This window comes from Streptomyces sp. bgisy159, from assembly GCF_057707805.1.
The window spans coordinates 79,659-102,235 of record NZ_JBYIQX010000018.1 but is presented as its reverse complement, the minus strand read 5'-3'; the positions used below and the strand labels follow the sequence as shown (position 1 = coordinate 102,235).

The window sequence follows — 22,577 nt, the reverse complement described above, 5'->3', positions numbered from 1 at the left end:
GCGCGCGTTCCCGCCCCGGGCCGCGACCGCGGTTCAGCGGGGCGTGACCACGGCCGCCTGCGGGCGGATCGGCAGGCGGTTGACGGGGCGGCCGGTCGCGGCACGCACGGCCGAGGCGACGGCCGCCGGGGAGGTCACCACGGGAACCGCGCTGACCGCCTTCGCGCCGAACGGGGCCACCACGTCGCGCTCCTCCACCAGTTTCACGATCCGGATGTCCGGCACGTCGAGGGCCGTGGGCAGGGCGTAACCGGTCAGGTCGGGGTGGCGGATCACGCCGCGCGGGGTGCGCAGGTTCTCGGTGAGGGCGATGCCCACGCCCTGGGTGACGCCGGCCTCGATACGGGCCGCGAGCTGCGCCGGGTTGAGGATCCGGCCGACGTCCTGGGCGACCGCCAGCTCCACCACCCGCACCGAGCCCAGCTCGATGTCGACGTCCACCACCGCGCGGATCGCGCAGAACGCCATGCCGACGAACGCGTCGCCCTGCCCCTGCTCGTTCAGCGGCTCGGTCGGGTGCGGACGGCACTGCGCGGTCGCCCACAGCTCCTTGCCGTGCAGCTCCTCCGTCACCGTCGTCGACAGGACACCGTCGTACGAGGTGATCTTGCCGTCGGTGATCTGCAGCAGCTCGGTGGACATCCCGAACTTGTGGGCCAGCGGCTGCAGGAGCTGCGTGCGCACCATCTTGGCGGCCCGCTCGACGGCGCCGCCCGACACCCAGGTGTGCCGGCCGCGGCAGCCGGCGCCGGCCGGCGGCTGGTCGGTGTCGACGGGTGCGACGTGCACCTCGTCGATGCCCAGCGTCTCCTGGACGATCTGGCGGGCCAGCGTGGAGAAGCCCTGGCCGGTCTCGACGGCGGCGCACAGCACCGTCGCCACGCCGTCCTGCACCTTCACCGTCGCCGTGGAGACCTCGTCGGCGCCCTCCGCGCCCAGCATGTGCACCATGCCCAGGCCGTAGCCCACGCCCCGGCGCACCGCGCCCGGTTCGCCCGCGCCCTCGGGCCCGCCCGGCAGCAGCCACTCCTCCTCGGGGGTGTCCTTCGGCAGCGGCGGCAGCGGGAAGTCCCTCACCGCCTGGAGGAGTTCGGCGACCGGGGCGGGACAGGTCACGGTCTGGCCGGTCGGCATGACGTCGCCCGTGGCCAGCGCGTTGCGCAGGCGCAGCTCCGCCGGGTCGAGGGCGAGTTTCTTCGCCAGCTTGTCCATCTGGGCCTCGTAGGCGGCGCAGACCTGCATCGCGCCCTCGCCGCGCACATGGCCGGAGGGCGGGTTGTTGGTGCGCACGGCCCAGCCCTCGATGAAGGCGTTCGGCACCACGTACGGGCCGCAGGCGAAGGAGACGGCGGCGGCGAGCGCCTCCGACGAGGTGTCGGCGTACGCGCCCGCGTCGAGCAGGATCTGCGCCTCGACCTTGACCAGCCGGCCCTCGCCGTCCGCGTGGTGGCGGTAGCGCAGCAGGGTGGGGTGGCGGTGGACGTGGCCGAGGAAGGACTCCTCGCGGGTCGCCGTCAGCTTCACCGGGCAGCCGGTCCTGAGCGCCAGCAGGCCGAGCGGGAGCTGGAAGCCCTGGTCCTCGCGGTCGGCGGTGGCCCCGGGCACCCCGGTGACCACGATCTTCACGTGCTCCGGCGGAAGCCCGAAGACCGCGGCGGCGGTGTCGCGGTCGGCGTGCGGGTCGGTGGAGGCCAGGTACAGCTCCACCCCGCCGTCGGGGCGGGGCACGGCGAGTCCGGCCTCGGCGCCGATCGGCGCCGGGTCCTGGCGGCCGATCCGGTACAGGCCCTCGACGACGACCTCGCCGACCGCCTCCGGGTCGCCGTGGCGCAGCGGGATGTGCCGGATCAGGTTGCCGTCCGGGTGCAGGGGCTCCGCCTCGAACGCCTGCTCGGGGTCGGTGACGGGGTCGAGCACCTCGTACTCGACGATGACGGCCGCCGCCGCCATGCGCGCGGTGTCCGGGTGGTCGGCGGCGACGGCGGCGATGGGCTCGCCGTGGTGGCGCACGACGTCGGAGGCGAACACCGGCCGGTCGGGGGTGCCGCGCCCGTGGCGCGGGGTGCCCGGGACGTCCTCGTGGGTGACGACGGCCCGCACGCCGGGCATCTCGCGCGCGTGGGAGGTGTCGATGGACACGATGCGCGCGTGCGGGTGCGGCGCGCGCAGCACCGCCGCCCACAGCAGGCCCTCGGCCCACAGGTCCGCCGCGTACGGGAAGGTGCCCTCGGTCTTGGCGCGGGCGTCGGCGGGTGGCAGGGGGGAGCCGAGCCCGTGCGGGATCGGCTCGGGGGCGGGGGCGGCCGCCGCGGCGGTCGACGCGGTCGCGGCTTCGTTGCTCACGCCTGGCCTCCGTCCTGGTCATGGCTGTCCATGGCGCCCGGCGCCTCGAAGAGGGACGGGCCGCCCTGGTGGGGGATGCGCGGCGCGTCGCCGTCCGGTTCGCCCTCGCCGGCCGCCGTACGGTGCGCCTCGCGCTCGGCGACGACCTCCTTGACGGCCTCCAGCACGCCCCGGTACCCGGAGCAGCGGCACAAGTTGCCGCAGAGCGCCTGGCGGGTCTCCAGTTCGGTCGGCGCCGGGTTGCCCTCCAGCAGGTCGTGCACGGTCATCGCCATGCCCGGCACGCAGAAGCCGCACTGCACGGCGCCGCACCGGGCGAGCGCCCGCTGCACGTCGGAGGGCTGCCCGTCGGCGGCCAGGCCCTCCACGGTACGGACCTCGCTGCCGGCCGTGGTGACCGCCGGCACCAGGCACGACGCGACGAGCCGGCCGTCGACCTGCACGTTGCACGCGCCGCACTCGCCCTGCGAGCAGCCGTCCTTGGCGCCGGCCAGGCCGAGCCGTTCGCGCAGCACGTAGAGCAGCGACTCGCCGATCCAGGCGTCGTTGACGGGGCGGTCGGAGCCGTTGACCCGCAGGACGTAGGAGGCGAGGGGGTGCTCGTCGGCCGGCGGCGGAGGCGGGGCGTCCGCCTGGGTTTCGGCCGCCGTCGTGCCCGGCCGGGTGTCGTCCCCGGGGGCGTCCGCCACGCGCGCGTGAAGGGCGTCAGCGGGCGCTTCGGGGGTGGGGGGAGCCGCGGTCTGCGGGCCCCCGGGGCCGGCGGGCGGCTCCTGGGCGCCGGGCTCGTCCGCGCCGGGGGCTTGGTCCGGGCCCGTCGCACCGGAGGCCGGGTCTTCCGCCGCGGGGCCGGGTGAGGCCCCCGGGGCCGTGGTTCCGTCGGCCGGCCGGGGCTCCTCGGTGGACTCGCCGGGCCCGTGGGCCCCCTGGTCGGCGCCGACGGCGTCACCGGCCGCCGGAGCCTGCGAGGACGCGCTCCCGGCGGCACCGGTGGGGTCGTACGACGACTCGCCGGGCCGTGGGGAGTCCTGCGGAGGGTACGGGGGGCCGGGGGGCCGGGGGTCGTCACCGGCCGCCGGTCCGGGCACGCCGGGGTGCCGCGGCCCTTCCGCGCCCTGTGAGGCGTCACCGGCCGGGTGCGGCGCACCGGGGTGCGGTACGTCGTCTCCGGCCTGGTGCGGCGCACCGGGGTGCGGTACGTCACCGGCCGGAAGCGGCGCACCGGGGTGCCGCCGCTCGCCCGAGTCGTACGGCTCGCCCACGCCGTACGGCGCGTGCGGCGCGGTCGACCGCCCGTGCTCGGCTCGGTGGGCCGCCTCGCCGGGGTGGGCCCCGCCGGGCCGCGCCGTCTCACCCGCGAGGGGGACGCCCCCCGCCGGAGTCGCATCGCCCGCGTAGGTCACCTCACCCGCGTGGCCCGCGCCGCCCGCTTGAGGCACGTCGTCCGGGTGCGGGGAGCCCGCCTCGCCCGGAGCTCCGTCGCCCGGGTGCAGGGCGCCGTCCGTGTCAGGCAGCGCCCCGGGCTCGTTCCGCGACGCCCCGTCGCCGCCGGGGGGCGCCCCGTACGGGGTCTCGCCGGGGTGGCCGCCGGAGGTGCCGGGGCCGGCCGCGTCGCCGTGGCCCTCGGCCGGCCGCTGCTCGGCCGCCTCCGGGGTCCAGGGTCCGCCGGGCGCCTCGGTGGCCCACGGGGCGGGCGCGCCGCCGGGCAGGGTGGCGGGCGCGGTGCCCCACTGGTCGATCAGGGCCGACGTGGTGAACTCGCCCGACTCGTCCGGGAGGTCGCCCCCGGCGACGGGGATGGACCACTGCCCGGTGACGTCCTGGCCGGGGACGGGGGCGGCGGGCGCCTCGAAGGTCCACTGGCCGGTCTCACCGGGGTTGTACGTGAAGCCGTCGTCACCGGCCGGCCGGCCGCCGTGCTGTCCGCCCGCGCCCGGCTCGGGCCACTCCCCGCCGCCCGCGGGCAGGGGCCAGGACGCGGTGCCGGTGGCGCCGGGGTCGGGCGCGTCCGGGGACGCCGTTATCTGCGGCGGCACATAGCCGTGACCGGGCGCGGCGAGCGGGCTGTCGCCCGCCATCAGCGCGTCGATGCCGCCCTCGGGGAGCTGCACGAAGGCGGTGGCACCGTCGTCGTAGTCGCCCTGGGGCAGGGGGTCCCAGCGGCCACCGCCGGCCGGCGTGCCCTCCCCTGCCCGCTCCCGGTCTCCGTGCTGTCCGTGCCGTCCCTGGTGTTCGTGCCGGTCGTGCTGGTCGTCGGTCACGACAGCGCCCTCCCCAGTGCTCGTCGGGCCAGCGCGGCGACGGTGCGCCGCAGGTGCAGTACGGCGGGCGGCAGCTCGGGCACGAAGCCGTCCTCGCCGGGGACCGGGTCGGGGATGCAGGCCGCGGCCACGTACTCCCCGAAGGCGGTCAGGGCCTCGGGGACGATCGCGCGGTTGTTGTCCCAGTCGATGAGCCGGGCGACCCACTGCTCGGCGTCCAGGGGCCGCAGCGGCATGGGCGCTATGGCGCCGACGGCGCACCGCACCCCGCGCCGGGCGGGGTCGAGCACGAGCGCGACGGAGGCGACGGCGCGGCCCGGGCCGGTGCGGCCGGTCGCCTTGAGGAAGACCTGGGGGGCGTGCAGCAGCGGCACGCGCACGTAGCCGATGAGTTCCCCGGCGCGCAGCATCGCCATGCCGGCCAGCAGGTGCGAGACGGGGATCTCGCGGCGGGCACCGCCCTGGCCCGCGACGATCAGGGTCGCCTCCAGGGCTGCCAGCACGGGCAGTGCGTCGCCGGTGGCAGCCGCCGAGGCGATGTTGCCGCCCAGGGTGCCCGCGTTGCGGATGTGCGGCGGTCCGGCGGCGCGGGCGGCGGCGGCGAGCGCGGGGATGAGCGCGGCGAAGTCGGGGCGGCCCATGCGCGCGTGCGTGAGGCCGGCGCCGAGCAGGGCGTGGCCGTCCTGGTACTGCCAGCCGCGGATCTCGCTGATCCGGCCGAGGCCGACCAGGGCGGTGGGCCGCAGCTGTCCGGAGTTGACGGCGGCCATGAGGTCGGTACCGCCCGCGACGGGTACGGCGGCGGGCATGGCCGTGAGGGCCGCCACGGCCTCGTCCAGTGTCGTGGGCAACGTGACGGCCTGCGCCGCCTGCGGTGCGTGCGTGGTCAAAACCGGCTGCCCCTTCCCGCTGCCCCACCTGGTCCCACCTGTTGCGCCGTACGGTACGTGCTCACAGGGCGGACGTGGCAACTCTGGCACATCTTCGCGGCTCCCGAGGACGGGGGTCCACCAGGAGGCGTTCGCGCACCTCACCGGGCAGGTGGTCCGTTTTCGCACAGCATCGCCGATCCGCGCGAATTGCCTCTCTTCGGTGATTCCGCCGGGGGTTTTCCCCGTACTTGTTCGGAATTCCGTATACGTGTCCTACCGCTGTGCGCGACCTGCCGCTGTGCGCGGCCTACCGCTGCGGCGGCGGCCCTTCCTTCGGCCGGCCGAGCACCCCCGGCCGCCGCTGCCACGGCTTCGGCCCGCCCGGCGGCCGGTAGGCGACGCCCAGGGCGTCCAGCCGCTCGTAGTGCACGGCCATCCGCCGCTCGAACCCGGGGAAGTCCCGCTCGGCGGGCGGCGGCAGGGCGCTCCAGGCCACCTCGGCGAAGGCGGCCAGCCTCGGGAACGCCTGGTAGTCCACGCGCGCCTGGTCCTCCGTCACCTCGGTCCACACGTTGGCCTGCGTGCCCAGGACCCGCCGCGCCTGCTCGGGCGTCAGCTCCGGCGGCACCGGCTCGAACCGGTAGACGTCCTCCAGGGTGCGCACCCAGCCGATCGGCACCGGCTCGTCGTCGCCGGGCGCCTGACGGTGGTCCAGGTACACCTGCTCCTCGGGGCACATGACGACGTCGTGGCCGGCCCGCGCGGCGGTGACGCCGCCCGCGTACCCCCGCCAGGACGACACGGCGGCGCCGGGTGCCAGGCCGCCCTCCAGGATCTCGTCCCAGCCGATCAGCCGCCGGCCGCGGGCCGCGAGCCAGGAGTCGAAGTGCCGCACGAACCAAGACTGCAGCGCGTCCTCGTCCGCGAGTCCCAGCTCCCGCATGCGGGCCTGCGCGGCCGGCGAGGCCCGCCACTGGTCCTTGGGGCACTCGTCGCCGCCGATGTGCACGAACTCCCCCGGAAAGAGGTCCAGGACCTCCTCGAACACCCCCTCGTAGAAGCGCAGCACGGTCTCGGTCGGGGCGAGCACGTTGGGGTTGACGCCCCAGGTGTCCCAGACGGACAGGGCCGCGGTGTCGACGACATCGGTGTTGCCGAGTTGCGGGTAGGCGGCGATGGCCGCCTGCGAATGCCCCGGCACGTCGATCTCGGGCACGACGGTGACGTGCCGCTCGGCGGCGTAGGCGACGATCTCGCGCAGGTCGTCCTGGGTGTAGTAGCCGCCGTGCGGCCGCTCGTCCCACAGCGGGGAGGCCCGGTGCCCGATCTTGGTCCGGGACCGCCAGCCGCCGACCTCGGTCAGCCGCGGGTGGCGCCGGATCTCCACCCGCCAGCCCTGGTCGTCCGTCAGGTGCAGGTGGAGCACGTTGAGTTTGTGCGTGGCCATCAGGTCCAGGTGGCGCAGCACCCCGTCCTTGGGCATGAAGTGCCGGGCCACGTCCAGCAACAGCCCCCGCCAGCGGAAGCGGGGCGCGTCCTCGACGACCTGCCGCGCGAGGACGTGGCGGCGGCCGGGCCGGACGGCGGCGCGGCGGAAGACCTCCGGCCCGAGCAGCTGGCGCAGGGTCTGGGCGCCCCAGAACACGCCGGCCGGGTCACCGCCGCGGATCTCCACACCGCGGCCGGCGGTCACGGCCAGCCGGTACGCCTCCGGGCCCAGCGCGTCGTCCAGCACCAGCCGCACGCCGGGGCTGCCGTCCGGCGGGCCCGGCGGCAGCGGCAGACCGTGGACGGCGAGCGTGGCGCGCAGCCAGCGCTCGGTGCCCTCCGTGCCGGGCGCGGCCCACAGCGTGGTGGAGCCGTCCAGCACCACCTCGCCCGGCCCGGGTCCCTCGATCACCCGCGGTGCCGGAATCAGATCGCTCACGTCGCTCCCGGGCGGACGGCACGAAAGCCTCCGGGATCCACCGCGGGCGACGGTCCCGGAGGCCGTGAAGACGTGGAAGAGGCGGAAGACGGGGAAGAGGCGGGACGGCTACTTGCCGTCGCCCTTGCCCTTGTCGTCCCCGCCGGAGCCCATGGACTCGTAGATCTCCTTGCACATGGGGCACACGGGGTACTTCTTCGGGTCGCGGCCCGGCACCCACACCTTGCCGCACAGCGCCACGACGGGCGTCCCGTCGAGGGCGCTCGCCATGATCTTGTCCTTCTGGACGTAGTGGGCGAAGCGCTCGTGGTCACCGTCACCGTGCGACACCTGCGGCGTCGGCTCTACGAGAGTCCCCGTACCGGTTCCACGCTCGGGCTCAAGAGTGCTCATACCGCCAAGAGTACTGAAGCCCACCCGTATCAGTTGAGGGAAGGGTCGTCCGGGTACGTGGCCACCATCGCCAGCTCGTTGCGCTGGCGGCGCAGTACCTCGCGCCACAGGCGTTCCGGGGACGGGGAGGAGACGTCGCCGGGCTCGGACTCGACGACGTACCAGGCGCCGTCGACGAGCTCGTCCTCCAGCTGGCCCGGCCCCCAGCCCGCGTAACCGGCGAAGATGCGCAGGGAGCCGAGGGCCGAGGCGAGCAGCTCCGGCGGGGCCTCCAGGTCGACCAGGCCGATCGCGCCGTGCACCCGGCGCCAGCCGAGCGGGTCGCGTTCACCGGAGCCGCCCCCGGGGATCACCGCCACACCGAGCGCCGAGTCGAGGGAGACCGGGCCGCCCTGGAAGATGACGCCGGGCTCCCCGGTGAGGTCGGCCCAGCCCTCCAGGATGTCGCCCACGTCCACCGGGGTGGGCCGGTTGAGGACGACACCGAGCGAGCCCTCCTCGTCGTGGTCGAGAAGGAGCACCACCGCGTGGTCGAAGTTCGGGTCCGCCAGGGCGGGCGTGGCCACGAGCAGCCGCCCTGTGAGCGAGGACACCTCGGTCATGCCAGACATGATCCCGCATCTTGCCCCGCGGGGGGAGGCAAAGCGGGGACGGCGGCGAGGGCGGCCGAATCAGAAGGGGCCCACGGGACCACGGACCGGCAGGTGGCGGCGACGGGCGGGTTCCCCGGTGCGCCCCCGGCGCACACCCCCGCCGCGGTGACCCCCCGTGCCCGCGCGGGAGCGGTTCGTGTTGTGACACAGCCATGACGTGGCTGGGTCTCCTCTTCGCCTACTTCAGGGGGGTGGGCGGCCATTACTCTGTCTCCTCTGGCCCCTGCCCCACTCCACGGAACGCGAGTTACATGACCGTCAACGGCGCTGATGACGTACTGCTTGTCCACGGCGGAACCCCGCTGGAGGGCGAGATCCGTGTCCGGGGTGCGAAGAACCTCGTACCCAAGGCCATGGTCGCCGCACTGCTGGGCAGTGAGCCGAGCCGGCTGCGCAACGTTCCGGACATCCGTGACGTGCGGGTCGTCCGCGGTCTGCTGCAGCTGCACGGTGTGACGGTGCGCCCGGGCGAGGAGCCCGGCGAGCTGGTCCTCGACCCGACCTACGTCGAGAGCGCGAACGTCGCCGACATCGATGCCCACGCGGGTTCCAGCCGTATCCCGATCCTGTTCTGCGGGCCGCTGCTGCACCGCCTCGGGCACGCCTTCATCCCGGGCCTGGGCGGCTGCGACATCGGAGGCCGCCCGATCGACTTCCACTTCGAGGTGCTGCGCCAGTTCGGCGCGAAGATCGACAAGCGGGCGGACGGCCAGTACCTGGAGGCTCCGCGGCGGCTGCGCGGCACCAAGATCCGGCTGCCCTACCCGTCGGTCGGCGCCACCGAGCAGGTGCTGCTGACGGCGGTGCTCGCGGAGGGCGTCACCGAGCTGTCCAACGCGGCGGTGGAGCCCGAGATCGAGGACCTCATCTGCGTGCTGCAGAAGATGGGCGCGATCATCGCGATGGACACCGACCGCACCATCCGCATCACCGGTGTGGACAAGCTCGGCGGCTACGACCACCGGGCCCTGCCGGACCGCCTGGAGGCCGCCTCCTGGGCATCCGCGGCGCTGGCCACCGAGGGCGACATCTACGTCCGGGGCGCCCAGCAGCGCTCGATGATGACGTTCCTGAACACCTACCGGAAGGTGGGCGGCGCCTTCCGGATCGACGACGAGGGCATCCGGTTCTGGCACCCCGGCGGGCAGCTGAAGTCGATCGCGCTGGAGACGGACGTGCACCCCGGTTTCCAGACCGACTGGCAGCAGCCGCTGGTGGTCGCCCTGACGCAGGCCACGGGTCTGTCGATCATCCACGAGACGGTGTACGAGTCGCGGCTCGGCTTCACCTCCGCGCTGAACCAGATGGGCGCCCACATCCAGCTGTACCGCGAGTGCCTGGGCGGCTCGGACTGCCGGTTCGGCCAGCGCAACTTCCTGCACTCGGCGGTCGTGTCGGGCCCGACGCGGCTCCAGGGCGCCGACCTGGTCATCCCGGACCTGCGGGGCGGCTTCTCGTACCTGATCGCGGCGCTGGCCGCGCAGGGCACCTCCCGGGTGCACGGCATCGAGCTGATCAACCGCGGCTACGAGAACTTCATGGAGAAGCTCATGGAGCTGGGCGCGAAGGTCGAACTCCCGGGCAAGGCCCTCGGCTGACCTGACCGGAGCGCCGGCCTGCGGCCGCACACAGACGCCGATGGGGCGGTCATCCCGGAGTCCGGGTGACCGCCCCATCGGCGTTGTCAGCGCGCCCTGAGCGGCGGAACGCTTACTTGCCCTTGGCGGCTTCCTTGAGCTTGCTGCCCGCGGACACCTTCACGCTGTAGCCGGCCGGGATCTGGATCGGGTCACCGGTCTGCGGGTTGCGCGCGGTGCGAGCGGCACGGTGGGTGCGCTCGAAGGTCAGGAAGCCGGGGATGGTGACCTTCTCGTCGCCCTTGGAGACGATGTCGCCGACGACCTCGGCGAACGCGGCCAGCACGGCGTCGGCGTCCTTGCGGGTCACCTCGGCGCGGTCGGCCAGCGCGGCCACCAGCTCACTGCGGTTCATGTTGTTACTCCCGTGTTCTTCTTGCCGTTGGGGCGCCCCACGCGGCGGAGCCGCATAGTAGGCACTGCGAGATGCCGATGCGCTCGCGCCCAGGGACGCATCCTGCCCCCACCTGCGGCGGGAAAGCCAATCCGGCGCCCATGGAGCTCGTGGGAACACCCTGGGGAGTCACACGAAAAGCACCTGCTCGGCCGCCCACCATAGAGTGCGCCCGGGCGCGGGGGGTTCCACGACGCGCCGGTTTCCCGGCCCGCCGTGGCGAGCCTCACAGCCATGGGCGGCCCCGTGCGGGTCAGGCGGTGGCCCCGGCGGCCTTCGCCGCGTCGCGCACCGCGCCGGCCACGGCGCCCGCGACCTTGTCGTTGAAGACGCTGGGGATGATGTAGTTCGGGTTCAGCTCGTCCTCGGTGACGACGTCCGCGAGGGCCTTCGCCGCGGCGAGCATCATCTCGGTGTTGACGGTGCGGGACTGGGCGTCCAGCAGGCCGCGGAAGACGCCCGGGAAGACCAGCACGTTGTTGATCTGGTTGGGGAAGTCGGAGCGGCCGGTGGCGACCACGGCGGCGGTCTGCCGGGCCACCGCCGGGTCCACCTCGGGGTCGGGGTTCGCGAGCGCGAACACGATCGCGCCGTCGGCCATGGCGGCCACGTCGCCGGCGTCCAGGACGTTGGGCGCGGAGACGCCGATGAAGACGTCGGCGCCGCGCACGGCCTCCCTGAGGGTGCCGGTCAGGTTCTCCGGGTTGGTGTTGTCGGCGATCCAGCGCAGCGGGGAGTCGGCGGGGGCGCCGACCAGGTCCTCGCGGCCGGCGTGCACGACGCCGTGGATGTCGGCGACGACGGCGTTCTTCACGCCCGCTGCGAGCAGCAGCTTCAGGATGGCGGTACCCGCGGCGCCGGCGCCGGACATGACCACCCGGACGTCCCCCATGCCCTTGTTGACGACGCGCAGGGCGTTGGTGAGGGCGGCGAGCACGACGATGGCGGTGCCGTGCTGGTCGTCGTGGAAGACGGGGATGTCGAGGGCCTCGCGCAGCCGGGCCTCGATCTCGAAGCAGCGCGGCGCGGAGATGTCCTCCAGGTTGATTCCGGCGAAGCCGGGGGCGATGGCCTTGACGATCTCGACGATCGCGTCGGTGTCCTGGGTGTCGAGGCAGAGCGGCCAGGCGTCGATGCCGGCGAACCGCTTGAACAGGGCGGCCTTGCCCTCCATCACGGGCAGCGCGGCCTTGGGGCCGATGTTGCCGAGGCCCAGCACGGCGGAGCCGTCCGTCACGACCGCAACGGAGTTGCGCTTGATGGTGAGGCGGCGGGCGTCCTCGGGGTTCTCGGCGATGGCCATGCAGACGCGGGCGACGCCGGGCGTGTAGACCATGGAGAGGTCGTCACGGTTGCGGATGGGGTGCTTCGACGCCATCTCGATCTTGCCGCCGAGGTGCATCAGGAACGTACGGTCGGAGACCTTGCCGAGGGTGACGCCCTCGATGGTGCGCAGCTGCTCGACGATCTCGTCGGCGTGGGCGGTGGAGGTGGCCGCGATGGTGACGTCGATGCGCAGCCGCTCGTGGCCGGACGCGGTGACGTCGAGGCCGGTGACGGAGCCTCCGTGGGACTCGACGGCGGTGGTGAGCTGGGAGACCGCCGTTCCGCCGGCGGGCACCTCCAGCCGGATCGTCATCGAGTAGGAGACGCTGGGCGCCGTTGCCATGGCCGACTTCCTCTTTCACCGTGTGACGCTTGGTATGCCCACAGATCGTCGCACCTACCAGCGAGTAGGGGTTAGCCGCTCAGGGATTGCGAACGTTTTGTTCGCCACACCGTGCGCACCGCGCGGGCACGAAGGAAGGCCCACGTCACACAGGGTGACGTGGGCCTTCCCGACGTTCATGACACCGGCCCGCCATGCTCGCCTCGCGGCAAGTGGTCGCTCGTAGCGACGAAGGTTGGGCCCGGGGGCTTGGATCGGGCCGGTGCCACGTCCAGGCTAACAAACGGATCCCGTCAGGCCATTCCCTCCGGAGGGTTCCTTCGGAATCAGTCCCGCAGCAGGTCCGGGACGCCCGTCGCGTCCGGTTCGTCGCGGTCGCCGGAGACGACGGTGAGCTGCTGGGTGGCCCGGGTCAGCGCCACGTACAGGACGCGCAGGCCGGCCGGGCTCTCGTCGGCGATCTCGGCGGGCGAGACGACCACCGTCGCGTCGTACTCCAGGCCCTTGGCCTCCAGGCTGCCGAGGGCGACGACGCGGTCGCCGAGCCCGGCCAGCCAGCGCCGGGCCTCCTCGCGCCGGTTCATGGCGACGACCACGCCCACCGTGCCGTCCACCCGGCCGAGCAGCCGGGCGGCCTCGGCGCGCACGCTCTCGCCCAGCGACTCCCCAACGACGGTGAAGCGCGGCACGACGCCCGTGGAGCGCACGGCGGTCGGGGACTCGGCGCCGGGCAGGGCCAGGGCCAGCACCTTCGCCGCGAGGTCGGCGATCTCGGCGGGGTTGCGGTAGTTCACGGTGAGCCGGAAGCGGCGGCGGGGCCGGGTGCCGAGGGCCTCGTCGCGGGCCTCGGCGGCCTCGTCCGGGTCGGACCAGGAGGACTGGGCGGGATCACCGACGACCGTCCAGGTGGCGTGCCGGCCGCGGCGGCCCACCATGCGCCACTGCATCGGCGTGAGGTCCTGCGCCTCGTCCACGATGACGTGCGCGTACTCGACGCGCTCGGCGGCCAGCCGCTCGGCCCGCTCGCGCTGCGACTCCTCGCGCACGGGCATCAGCTCCTCCAGGCCGGTGAGCTGGTCCAGCGGGTCCAGCTCGCGCCGCTTCCTCGGGCGGGCCGGGGTCCCGAGGATCGCGTGCAGCTCGTCGAGCAGGGCGATGTCGTGCACGGTGTAGCCGTCGCGGCGCAGGGAGCGGGCGACCTTGCGGACCTCGCCGGGGTTGAGGATCCGGCGGGCCCAGCGGCCGAGGCGCCGCTCGTCGGCCATGGCGGTGAGGACGTCCTTCGGGGCCAGCTCGGGCCACCAGGCGTCGAGGAACGCGAGGAAGGCGTCCTCGCCGGTGACGTCCTCGTCGAAGGAGGAGCGCAGCTCGGCGGCCAGCTCCGGGTCGGTGTGCCGGGCTGCGGCGCCGGACTGCTCCCACAGGGCGTCCAGCAGCAGCTTGCGGGCGCGGGGGCGCAGCAGGTTCACCGGCGCGGTGCCGCCGAGCGCGATGCGGCGGACCCGGTCCAGCGCGTCGGCCTCCAGCTCCAGCCGGCGGTTGAAGGCGACGACGCGCAGACGCTGGGGAGAATCGTTCAGCTCCAGGGCTCCCCGGGCGGCCTTCCGCAGCACCTTCAGCATGCGGTACGAGCCCTTGGCGCGGGCCACCGCCGGGGAGTCGTACAGCGTGGCCTCGGCGCCGGCCGTGTCACTCGCCAGGGAGCCGATGGCGCGGATGGCGACCTGGCCCTCCTCGCCGAGGGAGGGCAGCACGCCCTCGGTGTACGCCACCAGCAGCGGGGTCGGGGAGACGATCAGGATGCCGCCCGCGTACCGGCGCCGGTCCTGGTAGAGCAGGTAGGCGGCGCGGTGCAGGGCCACGGCGGTCTTGCCGGTGCCCGGTCCGCCCTCGACGTAGGTCACGGAGGCGGCGGGGGCGCGGATGACCAGGTCCTGCTCGGCCTGGATGGAGGCGACGATGTCCCGCATGGTGTGGCCGCGGGCCTGGCCGAGTGCGGCCATCAGGGCGCCGTCGCCGATGACCGCCAGCTCCCGGCCGTCGAGCCGCGCCGTGAGCTCGGGGCGCATCAGGTCGTCCTCGACGCCGAGCACCCGGCGGCCCTTGGAGCGGATGACCCGGCGGCGCACGACCCGGCCGGGGTCGACGGGCGTGGAGCGGTAGAAGGGCGCGGCGGCGGGGGCCCGCCAGTCGATGACCAGCGGGGCGTACTCCTCGTCGAGGACGCCGATGCGGCCGATGTGCAGGGTCTCGGCGATGTCGGCGGTGCCGTCCTCGCGGACCGCGCCCTCGGCCGGCTCGACGGCGGTGTAGGCGCCGTCCGGGCCCTTCTTGCCGTCCTTGCCGAGCAGGAGGTCGATCCGGCCGAAGAGGAAGTCCTCGAACTCGTTGTTGAGCCGATTGAGGTGGACGCCCGCGCGGAAGACCTGCGCGTCGCGCTCGGCGAGCGCGCCCGGCGTGCCGACCTGGCCGCGCCGGGCAGCGTCGTTCATCAGGAACTCGGCCTCGTGGATCTTCTCCTCCAGGCGCCGGTACACCCGGTCCAGGTGTTCCTGTTCGACGCGGATCTCTCGGTCCCGAACCGATTCGACCGCGGTTTCCTGTTGAGCCTGAACGGCCACCGGGCCCCCTTCTGACGTGCTGGGCAGCCGTCAACCGTACGCGAAGGGGACCCGTGCGCGGAAGCTACGCGTCGATCTCCACCAGCTTCTTGCCGTCGAAGGTCATGACCTCGTAGTGGTCGATGTCGTTGGCGTCGAAGGAGGTGCCGCCCTGGATGTACAGGGGGTTCTTGGCCTTCTCGGAGGTGGCGCCGGGGATGCCGTAGCCCCATTCCGGGACGGTCCAGGAGGCGGCCGTGTCGCGTTCGCCGTTCTTGCCGACGGCGATCACGGAGCAGCGCTCGGGGCCCTTGACGTTCTTCAGCTCCAGCACGACCTCGGTGCCCCACGCCTTGGGGGCGGTGGCGACGGTGCCGCTGACCTGGGTGGACGGGTCGGTGCCGGTCACCTTGTCGGGCATCTTGTCGAAGGTCTGCTTGGCGGAACTGGCGAGCACCGTGGGCTGCTCCGAGGTACCGCCGTCGCCGCCGGTCGCCATGACGGCCAGCGGGCCGGCGATGATCAGCGCGGCCGCGGCGGCCACCATGTAGAAGGAGCGGCGGCGCTTGAGGGCGCGGCGTTCGGAGACCTCGTCGACCAGCCGCTCCACCAGCCGGGGGCCGGGCCTGGCGGACAGGGACTCGCCGATGGCGGGTGTGCCGGAGCCCGGCAGGTCCGCGAGGGCGGCGAGCACGGGTTCCATCCCGGCCAGCTCGTCGAGCTGCTGGGCGCACCACTCGCAGCCCGCCAGATGCGCTTCGAAAGCGGTTGCCTCGGCGTCGTCGAGAATCCCGAGGGCGTAGGCGCCGACGGTCTCGTGTTCGCTCGGGGTCGGCGATCCCTGTGCGGCTCCCTGCATGGGGCCAGACATACCCGAACCACCCGTGCCGAATCCCCCGTACATACTCATCACGCCGTCACCCCCCGCTCCTCCAGAGCCAGCTTCATCGACCGCAGGGCATAGAAGACCCGTGAGCGGACGGTGCCGCTGGGGATACCCAGGGTCTCGGCCGCCTCGTTGACCGTACGCCCCTTGAAGTACGTCTCGACGAGCACCTCCCGGTGGGCCGGGGTCAGGTCGTCCAGCGCGTCCGACAACGTCATCAACCACAGCGCCTTGTCGATCTCGTCCTCCGCGGGGATGACCTCCAGCGGCGACGGGTCGACCTCCTGCGGCCGGGCCTGCCGGCTGCGGTGGCCGTCGATGACGATGCGGCGCGCGACCGTCACCAGCCAGGGGCGTACAGATCCGGTCGCTCGATTGAGCTGGCCGGCGTTCTTCCAGGCACGGATGAGCGTTTCCTGCACGACGTCCTCGGCACGCTGCCGGTCTCCGGCGACCAGGCGCAGGACATACGCGAGGAGCGGTCCGGCGTGCTCCCGGTAGAGCGCACGCATCAGGTCCTCGTCAGGTTCCGAGGGTGCGGACATGCGATGTCGGGCCCTCGTTCCACGTTCATTGGCCACGGCCGCATCCTTGCGCACGCCCACCTCCGGTGTCCGGGGGTTCCCCCACTCGGTCGCTCCACCACCCGTACGCAGCGGGCCGGTTGCGTGTTCAAACCGAGACGACAGTTTTCTTCGGGGTGACCTGACGAGACAGGACATGAGCGCACATTCCCCCACCAGCCTCTTTACATTTCCGCCACATCGTCAAGGGCGGCCGGGCTGCCCGCGAAGCGCCGCACGGAAACCGGGTGTTGCCGAAATCACTCCGGCAACACGCCGGAGGTGAGGGCGGAACGGCGCCGATGGCGGGCCACGCGCTCGCGGTTGCCGCACAGTTCGCTGGAGCACCAGCGCCTGCGCCGCCCGCGCGAGGTGTCGACGTACACCACGGGGCAGTTGTCCCCGGCGCACTGGCGCAGGCCGGTCCGGGCGTCGGGGTCGGTGAGCAGCGCGATGGCGTCCCGGGCGACGGCCGCGAGCAGCGCGGCGCACTCCGGCGGCGCGGCCAACTCGCGCACCAGGGTGCCGTCTTCCGCGGGTACGGCACGGGGGGCGGGGGGCGCGGGGCGGGCGAGGTCGTTGACGCGGGCGAGCGCGGGGCCGTACGGGTCGCGGCCGTCGCCGCCGAGCCAGGCGTGCACCAACCGGCCCACCTGGGCGCGCAGTTCCCGGAAGCCGTGCAGCCAGGAGGCGTCGGCCGCCGGCAGCTGCGTCGCGCGGGGGACGAGGCCGCTGCCGGTGATCCAGGCGCGCAGCGCGGCCGGGGAGTCGAGCCGTTCGACGGGGTGCGCGGTCGCCAGCAGGTCCAGACAGACCCGGCCCGTGTCGAACCGCAGCTCGTACCGTCCCGTGGCCGCACCCAGTGTCATGCGCCCGTCACCGCCTAGGTAGGAGCGAGTACCCCTCCCACAGTGCCTGCCCGCTCCGTCTCCCGAAACCCCCCGGCACCCGCGTCCGCCGCCGCGCCCTCTCCGCCTCCGTCTCCGGTGGGACGTCACCGGTCACCGGTCGGCGAACCGGGACGCGGACGTGGACGTGGGCCTGGTCCTGGTCCTGGTCGTGGTCGTGGTCGTGGACCCACGTACCGCGAACCGCGTACCAGGAACCGCGTACCAGGAACCGCGTACCAGGAACCGCGTACCGCGAACTCCCTCAGGCGTCCGCGTACTTCGCGTCCGCCGCCGGGTCCAGGGCCAGGCGGTAGCCGCGTTTGACGACGGTCTGGATGAGTCTGGGGGCGCCGAGGGCGGTGCGCAGCCGGGCCATGGCCGTCTCGACGGCGTGTTCGTCGCGGCCGGTGCCCGGGAGGGCGCGCAGCAGGTCGGCGCGGGGCACGACCCACCCCGGGCGGCGGGAGAGCGCCCGCAGGAGGGACATCCCGGCCGGGGGCACCGGCTTGAGGTCGCCGTCGACCAGGACCGCGTGGCCCCGGATCTCCACCCGGTGCCCGGCGACCGGCAGTGACCGTGCCCGGCCCGGCAGCTCCTGGCACAGCAGCTGCACCAGCGGGCCGAGCCGGAACCGCTCCGGCTGCAGGGTGTCCACCCCGCGGGCCTGCAGCGGCAGGGCCGTCACGGGGCCGACGCAGGCCGGCAGGACGTCGTGGTGCAGGGCGGACAGCAGCTCCGGCAGCAGGCCGCGCTCCTCCGCGCGGGAGAGCAGTGACGCGGCGGCGGGGGCGCTGGTGAAGGTCACCGCGTCCAGGCCACGCGAGACGGTCGCGTCCAGCAGCCGGTCCACCGGCCCGATGTCCTCCGGCGGCATCCAGCGGTACACCGGCACACCCACCACCTCGGCCCCGGCCGCGCGCAGCGCCTCCACGAAGCCGGGCAGCGGCTCGCCGTGCAGCTGGACGGCGACCCGGCGCCCGGCGACGCCCTCGGCGAGCAGCCGGTCCAGCACCTCGGCCATGGACTCGCTGCACGGCGACCAGTCCTCGGTCAGCCCCGCGGCGCGGACGGCGCCCTTGACCTTGGGCCCGCGGGCGAGCAGCTCCACCGCGCGCAGCCGGTCGAGGAGCGCCTCGCCGAGTCCCCAGCCGTCGGCGGCCTCCACCCACCCCCGGAACCCGATCGCGGTGGTCGCCACCACCACGTCCGGCGCCTGGTCGATGAGGCCCTTGGTGGCCGCGAGCAGCTCGCCGTCGTCCGCGAGCGGCACGATGCGCAGGGCCGGCGCGTGCAGCACGGCGGCACCGCGCCGCTGGAGGAGCGCCCCCAGCTCGTCGGCGCGGCGCGCGGCCGTCACGCCCACGGTGAATCCCGCGAGGGGCCCGTGTTCCGGTCGCTGTCGTTCGTCGTACATAACTCTCGTCCCGCGCTTGAGTCGTGTCCTGCAGGAGGCACGGCGTGCCCACATGCCGATCGAGCCTGTCAACGGTCCGTGACAGGCTCGGATCGGCTTCATGTCGCCGGTGTTACGTCACACCTCGGCATAGCTGAGCTGCGGCTTCGTCTCCTTGGCGGAGATCGCCTCGGTGGTGGCCGCGGGCCGGCGAAGGTATACGGCCCAGGTGACCACGAAGCAGACACCGTAGTAGGCGAGGAAGCCGGCGAAGGCACCGGTGCCGGAGCCGACGGAGAGGAAGGACTGGCGCAGCGAGAGGTTGATGCCGAGTCCGCCGAGTCCGCCGACCGCGCCGATGAGCGCCATGGACGCCCCGGACAGCCGCCGCCCGTAGACGTCCGCGGCCTCGCCGGTCAGGCCGATCGCGGCGGCCTTGGCGCGGTAGATGCCCGGGATCATCTTGAACGTCGAGCCGTTGCCGATGCCGGTCAGGATGAACAGCACGATGAAGGAGCCGATGAACAGCGGCAGCGACTCCTGCACGGAGGCGATGACGACACCGGCCGCGGCGACGGCCATCAGCCCGAAGTTCCACAGGGTGACCCTGGCCCCGCCGAGCCGGTCCGCCAGCCGGCCGCCGACGGGCCGGATCAGCGAGCCCAGCAGCGGGCCGATGAAGGTGAGCGAGGCCGCCTGCAGGGGGGTCCGCCCGAACTGGTTCTGCAGGACCAGGCCGAAGGCGAAGCTGTAGCCGATGAAGGAGCCGAAGGTGCCGATGTAGAGGACGGACATGATCCAGGTGTGCGGGCTGCGCACGGCCTCCTTGGCGGCGCCGGTGTCGTTGCGCACGGGCGCGAGGTTGTCCATGGAGCGGGCGCTGAGGACGGTCGCCAGCACGATGAGCGGCAGGTAGACCGACAGCAGCACCCGCGGGTGGCCGGCGCCGGCGACTCCGATGACCAGCAGACCGAGCAGCTGCACCACGGCGACGCCGATGTTGCCGCCGCCCGCGTTCATGCCGAGCGCCCAGCCCTTCAGGCGCAGCGGGTAGAAGTTGTTGATGTTGGTCATGGAGGAGGCGAAGTTGGCCCCGCCGACACCGGTCAGGATCGCGACGATCATGAAGGTGGTGTACGAGGTGCCGGGCTCCATGACGAGCAGCAGGGCCGTGGTCGGCACCAGCAGCAGGCCCGCGCTGAAGATCGTCCAGTTCCGGCCGCCGAACCGGGCCACCGCGAAGCCGTACGGCACCCGCAGCACGGCGCCGACCAGGGAGGCCACGGCGACCAGGAAGAACTTGCCGGCCGGGTCGATGCCGTACTCCGGGCCCATGAACAGGGCCAGGACGGAGTACATGCTCCACACGGAGAAGCCGATGTGCTCGGAGATCACCGAGAAGGTCAGGTTGCGGCGGGCGATGTGCTTGCCCTGCGACTCCCAGAACGTCTCGTCCTCGGGGTCCCACTGCTCGATCCAGCGGGACCCCTTGTGGGGTGCGCCGGCACTGGTCGGGGCTGTCATGTCAGGCCTCCACGGTCTCCGGGACTCGCATCGCGCTACGAGTGGCTGAGTCCCGAAGGTAGGAAGACCGCGTTTCGACGCTGTGGCTGTGGGTGACCGGAAGGGAACGTTGCTCTCACCACGGCCCCGGGCCGGGTGAGAGGTGCGGCGGCTCGGTGTCCCGCGTCAGCCGGTCCACTCCAGGGTGTCGGTGCCGCCCTTGTCCCAGGCGATCTTCACGGAGTCGCCGACGCGCGTGCAGGTCCCCGCCCGCAGCTCGCTCTTGTCGGTGCTGCCGTACGGCGCCACGGCGATGCGGAAGGTCCCGCCGCCGGCGTCCGCGCCCATGCCCATGAGGATGCCCTCCTCGCCGCCGAGGATGTTGAGCGGGTACTTCCCCTTGTACTCGCCGGACGTGTACTGCTGCCCGACGGTGAGCAGCGCGCCGCCGGGCTCCCGCCACTGCCCGACGAAGCCGGTGGCGGGGGCCGGTCCGGGGTCGTCGGCGGGTTCCTCGGTCGGCTCGTCGAGCGGGTCGTCGCTCGGTTCGTCGGTGGGCTCGGCCGTCGGCTCCTCGGTCGGCTCGTCGGTAGGGCTGTCCGACACGGTCGGCGCGGCGGACGTGCTCTCGGCGCCCTTGGCCGTCCCCCCGTCCCCGTCGTCCCCCCTCGTCGCCAGGAACACCCCGCCCACGACCAGGACGACGGCGGTGACGGCCGCGCCGACGATCAGCGCCGTACGCCGCTTCCCGCTCCCGCCGCCGGGCGGCGCGGGCGGGTACCCCGTCGGCCCGTACGGGGCCTGCGGGTAAGGGGTCTGTCCGTACGGCGGCTGCCCCCCGGGAGGCGGGGTCGTACCGTACGGGGGCTGCGCCCCGGGCCCCGGCGGGGTCCCGTACGGCCCCGGTATCGGTGCCGTCGGCTGCCCGCCGACCGGGGTCGTCCCGTACGGGTTCGGCTGATGTCCCGCACCGTCCGGCCTCTGCGGCGGCGGCCCGTACGGCCCTGCTCCGTATCCGTCTCCAGGGCCCTGTCCGTCCTGCGGCGGCTGCGCGGGAGGGTATGTCATCGGTGGTGTCCTCCTGTCGGGTCCCTGCGGACCGGCGGCACTGTGTGGACCACATGCCTCGCCAGTCTCCACGCCCCACCCGCACGGCACGGTTCCTTCCGGCCTCCGCGCGTGGCTCGCCCCACAGCGGTTCTCCGGCGCGCCGACGAGGCACGCAAGGGGCGGGTTTCCTTCGTTTCAGACGAACAGGTCGTACGGGCGCAGACGCAGGAAGAGCATGCCGATCTGGGCCCGGGGGGGCGAACGGGGCGCGCCAGGCTCCGGTGCCCCGGTAGAGGTAGGGTTCGTGGCCCTCGTCGCCCAGCCGGGTCGCATACAGGTCGGGGCGGCCCTCGCGGTCGGCGTCGCCGAGGGCGGCGAGGTGGTCGGAGGTGTTCCAGCCGGCGCCGATGCGGACGCGCGGCGCGAAGGAGCCGTTGCCGTGGCCGAGGCCCTCGGACGGGCTCACCCGAGGTCACGAGCCCGGCCGGACATCGTGTCCATGTCGAGATCGGGAAGCCACGCTCCGCCGGGCACCCCCAGCCACGACTCCGCCTCCGTCAGCTCGGCCGCCGCCCGCCGCAGCGCGGCGAGCGCCGGGTGGATCAGCCCCCTGCGCCACACCAGGGACACGGGGGACAGCGGGACGGGGTCGACGAGCGGCCGGACCACCGTGCCCGGCAGGGCCGGGAAGCCCACCACCACGAGCACGGACGTCCCGTTCTTCTCGATGAGCCGCCGGAACTCCTCGTCCCCCACGGCCAGCGGCGCCGGCGGCGCGACCTCGATGCCCCGGCCGTCGAACAGCCGGTGCGCGAGGTCGGTCCACTCCGGGGTGCGCGGGTTCCCGGCCCCGGCGTACACGCGCTCCCCCGCGAGCGCCGACAGGGGCACCCGCGCGAGCCCGGCCAGCCGGTGGTCCTCGGGCAGCATGACCGCCATCGGCTCCCAGCGCAGCGGCTGGTGCTCCAGCCCGGACCGCAGCGCCGGGTCCAGGCCGGCGAACCGGCCGAACGACGCGTCCAGGCGCCCCGCCAGGATCTCGACCGCCGCGCCGGTCAGCCCGCTCTCGTAGCGGGCCATCAGCTCCAGTTCGGGCACGAGTTGCCGGGCCCGCGCCAGCACCCGGCGTCCGGTGGCCAGGCCGGGGGAGTTCAGGTCGACGAGGAGCGGGCGGGCCTGGCCGAAGGCGGTGAGCAGGTCCTCCTGCGCCGACAGCACACGGCGGGCGTACGGGACGAGCCGCTGTCCGTCGGGGGTCAGTGTCACCTGCCGGGTGGTCCGTACGAACAGCTCGGTGCCCAACTCCCGCTCCAGGCGCCGCACGTCGCGACTGAGGGCCTGCTGGGCGACATACAGCCGGGCGGCGGCACGGGTGAAGTGCAGTTCCTCGGCGACGGCGAGGAAGGCGCTCAGGAGGCGGGGGTCGAGGTGGGCGGGCACCGGGCGAAACTACAACGCGGGTGCGGCGCTCCGCCATTGACAATCCAGGTGCGTGAATCGGGCGCTTTCAGGTGTTGGACGCGGTGATCGCCGCGGCGGGACGGTT

General features: G+C 73.8%; 17 protein-coding genes. 1 reads left to right on the top strand and 16 read right to left on the bottom strand.

Annotated features, from left to right (window positions below):
- Positions 1-33: 33 nt before the first annotated feature.
- The 6 genes from AC3ET3_RS19215 to AC3ET3_RS19190 all read right to left on the bottom strand — a co-directional run bounded on the left by AC3ET3_RS19215 (position 34) and on the right by AC3ET3_RS19190 (position 8,395).
- The gene (locus tag AC3ET3_RS19215; protein ID WP_432133293.1) at positions 34-2,343 is read right to left on the bottom strand and encodes a xanthine dehydrogenase family protein molybdopterin-binding subunit; all 2,310 of its coding nucleotides are present in this window, start codon (positions 2,341-2,343) and stop codon (positions 34-36) included.
- Positions 2,340-4,601: a 2Fe-2S iron-sulfur cluster-binding protein gene (locus AC3ET3_RS19210; protein WP_435612538.1), complete on the bottom strand. Its 2,262-nt coding sequence runs from the start codon at positions 4,599-4,601 to the stop codon at positions 2,340-2,342. The genes AC3ET3_RS19215 and AC3ET3_RS19210 overlap by 4 nt, the downstream gene beginning before the upstream one ends.
- On the bottom strand, positions 4,598-5,491 hold the full coding sequence (locus tag AC3ET3_RS19205) for an FAD binding domain-containing protein (RefSeq protein WP_432133295.1): 894 nt from the start codon (positions 5,489-5,491) through the stop codon (positions 4,598-4,600). The genes AC3ET3_RS19210 and AC3ET3_RS19205 overlap by 4 nt, the downstream gene beginning before the upstream one ends.
- Before the next feature lie 289 nt (positions 5,492-5,780).
- Complete coding sequence (locus AC3ET3_RS19200) at positions 5,781-7,400, bottom strand: beta-N-acetylhexosaminidase (protein WP_432133296.1); 1,620 nt, start codon at positions 7,398-7,400, stop codon at positions 5,781-5,783.
- A 108-nt stretch (positions 7,401-7,508) separates the two neighbouring features.
- On the bottom strand, positions 7,509-7,793 hold the full coding sequence (locus AC3ET3_RS19195) for a DUF3039 domain-containing protein (RefSeq protein ID WP_432133297.1): 285 nt from the start codon (positions 7,791-7,793) through the stop codon (positions 7,509-7,511).
- Positions 7,794-7,822: 29 nt separating this feature from the next.
- Positions 7,823-8,395, bottom strand: a complete 573-nt coding sequence (locus tag AC3ET3_RS19190; RefSeq protein ID WP_432133373.1) for a YqgE/AlgH family protein — start codon at positions 8,393-8,395, stop codon at positions 7,823-7,825.
- Between the two features lie 302 nt (positions 8,396-8,697).
- Here AC3ET3_RS19190 and murA point away from each other — a divergent pair, with 302 nt between their 5' ends.
- Positions 8,698-10,044, top strand: coding sequence for a UDP-N-acetylglucosamine 1-carboxyvinyltransferase (gene murA / locus AC3ET3_RS19185; protein ID WP_432133298.1), 1,347 nt, complete (start codon positions 8,698-8,700; stop codon positions 10,042-10,044).
- Positions 10,045-10,156: 112 nt separating this feature from the next.
- On the opposite strand, the gene AC3ET3_RS19180 is transcribed toward murA, so the two are convergent.
- The 10 genes from AC3ET3_RS19180 to AC3ET3_RS19135 all read right to left on the bottom strand — a co-directional run bounded on the left by AC3ET3_RS19180 (position 10,157) and on the right by AC3ET3_RS19135 (position 22,471).
- A complete protein-coding gene (locus AC3ET3_RS19180) occupies positions 10,157-10,438 on the bottom strand; it encodes an HU family DNA-binding protein (RefSeq protein ID WP_004000874.1) in 282 nt (93 codons plus the stop codon).
- A 292-nt stretch (positions 10,439-10,730) separates the two neighbouring features.
- Entirely contained in the window at positions 10,731-12,146 is a 1,416-nt protein-coding gene (locus tag AC3ET3_RS19175; RefSeq protein ID WP_432133299.1) for an NAD-dependent malic enzyme, read from the bottom strand.
- 326 nt (positions 12,147-12,472) lie between these two features.
- Positions 12,473-14,767 carry a HelD family protein gene (locus AC3ET3_RS19170; protein WP_432133300.1) on the bottom strand — a complete coding sequence of 765 codons (2,295 nt, stop codon included), beginning with the start codon at positions 14,765-14,767 and terminating at the stop codon, positions 12,473-12,475.
- A gap of 64 nt (positions 14,768-14,831) precedes the next feature.
- Positions 14,832-15,605 carry an anti-sigma factor family protein gene (locus AC3ET3_RS19165; RefSeq protein WP_432133301.1) on the bottom strand — a complete coding sequence of 258 codons (774 nt, stop codon included), beginning with the start codon at positions 15,603-15,605 and terminating at the stop codon, positions 14,832-14,834.
- 50 nt (positions 15,606-15,655) lie between these two features.
- Entirely contained in the window at positions 15,656-16,237 is a 582-nt protein-coding gene (locus AC3ET3_RS19160; RefSeq protein ID WP_432133302.1) for a sigma-70 family RNA polymerase sigma factor, read from the bottom strand.
- A 218-nt stretch (positions 16,238-16,455) separates the two neighbouring features.
- On the bottom strand, positions 16,456-17,064 hold the full coding sequence (locus tag AC3ET3_RS19155; protein ID WP_432133303.1) for a CGNR zinc finger domain-containing protein: 609 nt from the start codon (positions 17,062-17,064) through the stop codon (positions 16,456-16,458).
- 283 nt (positions 17,065-17,347) lie between these two features.
- Entirely contained in the window at positions 17,348-18,499 is a 1,152-nt protein-coding gene (locus AC3ET3_RS19150; RefSeq protein ID WP_432133304.1) for a uroporphyrinogen-III synthase, read from the bottom strand.
- A gap of 117 nt (positions 18,500-18,616) precedes the next feature.
- Complete coding sequence (locus AC3ET3_RS19145; RefSeq protein ID WP_432133305.1) at positions 18,617-20,002, bottom strand: MFS transporter; 1,386 nt, start codon at positions 20,000-20,002, stop codon at positions 18,617-18,619.
- Positions 20,003-20,167: 165 nt separating this feature from the next.
- Positions 20,168-21,049, bottom strand: a complete 882-nt coding sequence (locus tag AC3ET3_RS19140; RefSeq protein WP_435612536.1) for a hypothetical protein — start codon at positions 21,047-21,049, stop codon at positions 20,168-20,170.
- 444 nt (positions 21,050-21,493) lie between these two features.
- The gene (locus AC3ET3_RS19135) at positions 21,494-22,471 is read right to left on the bottom strand and encodes a LysR family transcriptional regulator (RefSeq protein ID WP_432133308.1); all 978 of its coding nucleotides are present in this window, start codon (positions 22,469-22,471) and stop codon (positions 21,494-21,496) included.
- Between the last annotated feature and the right edge of the window lie 106 nt (positions 22,472-22,577).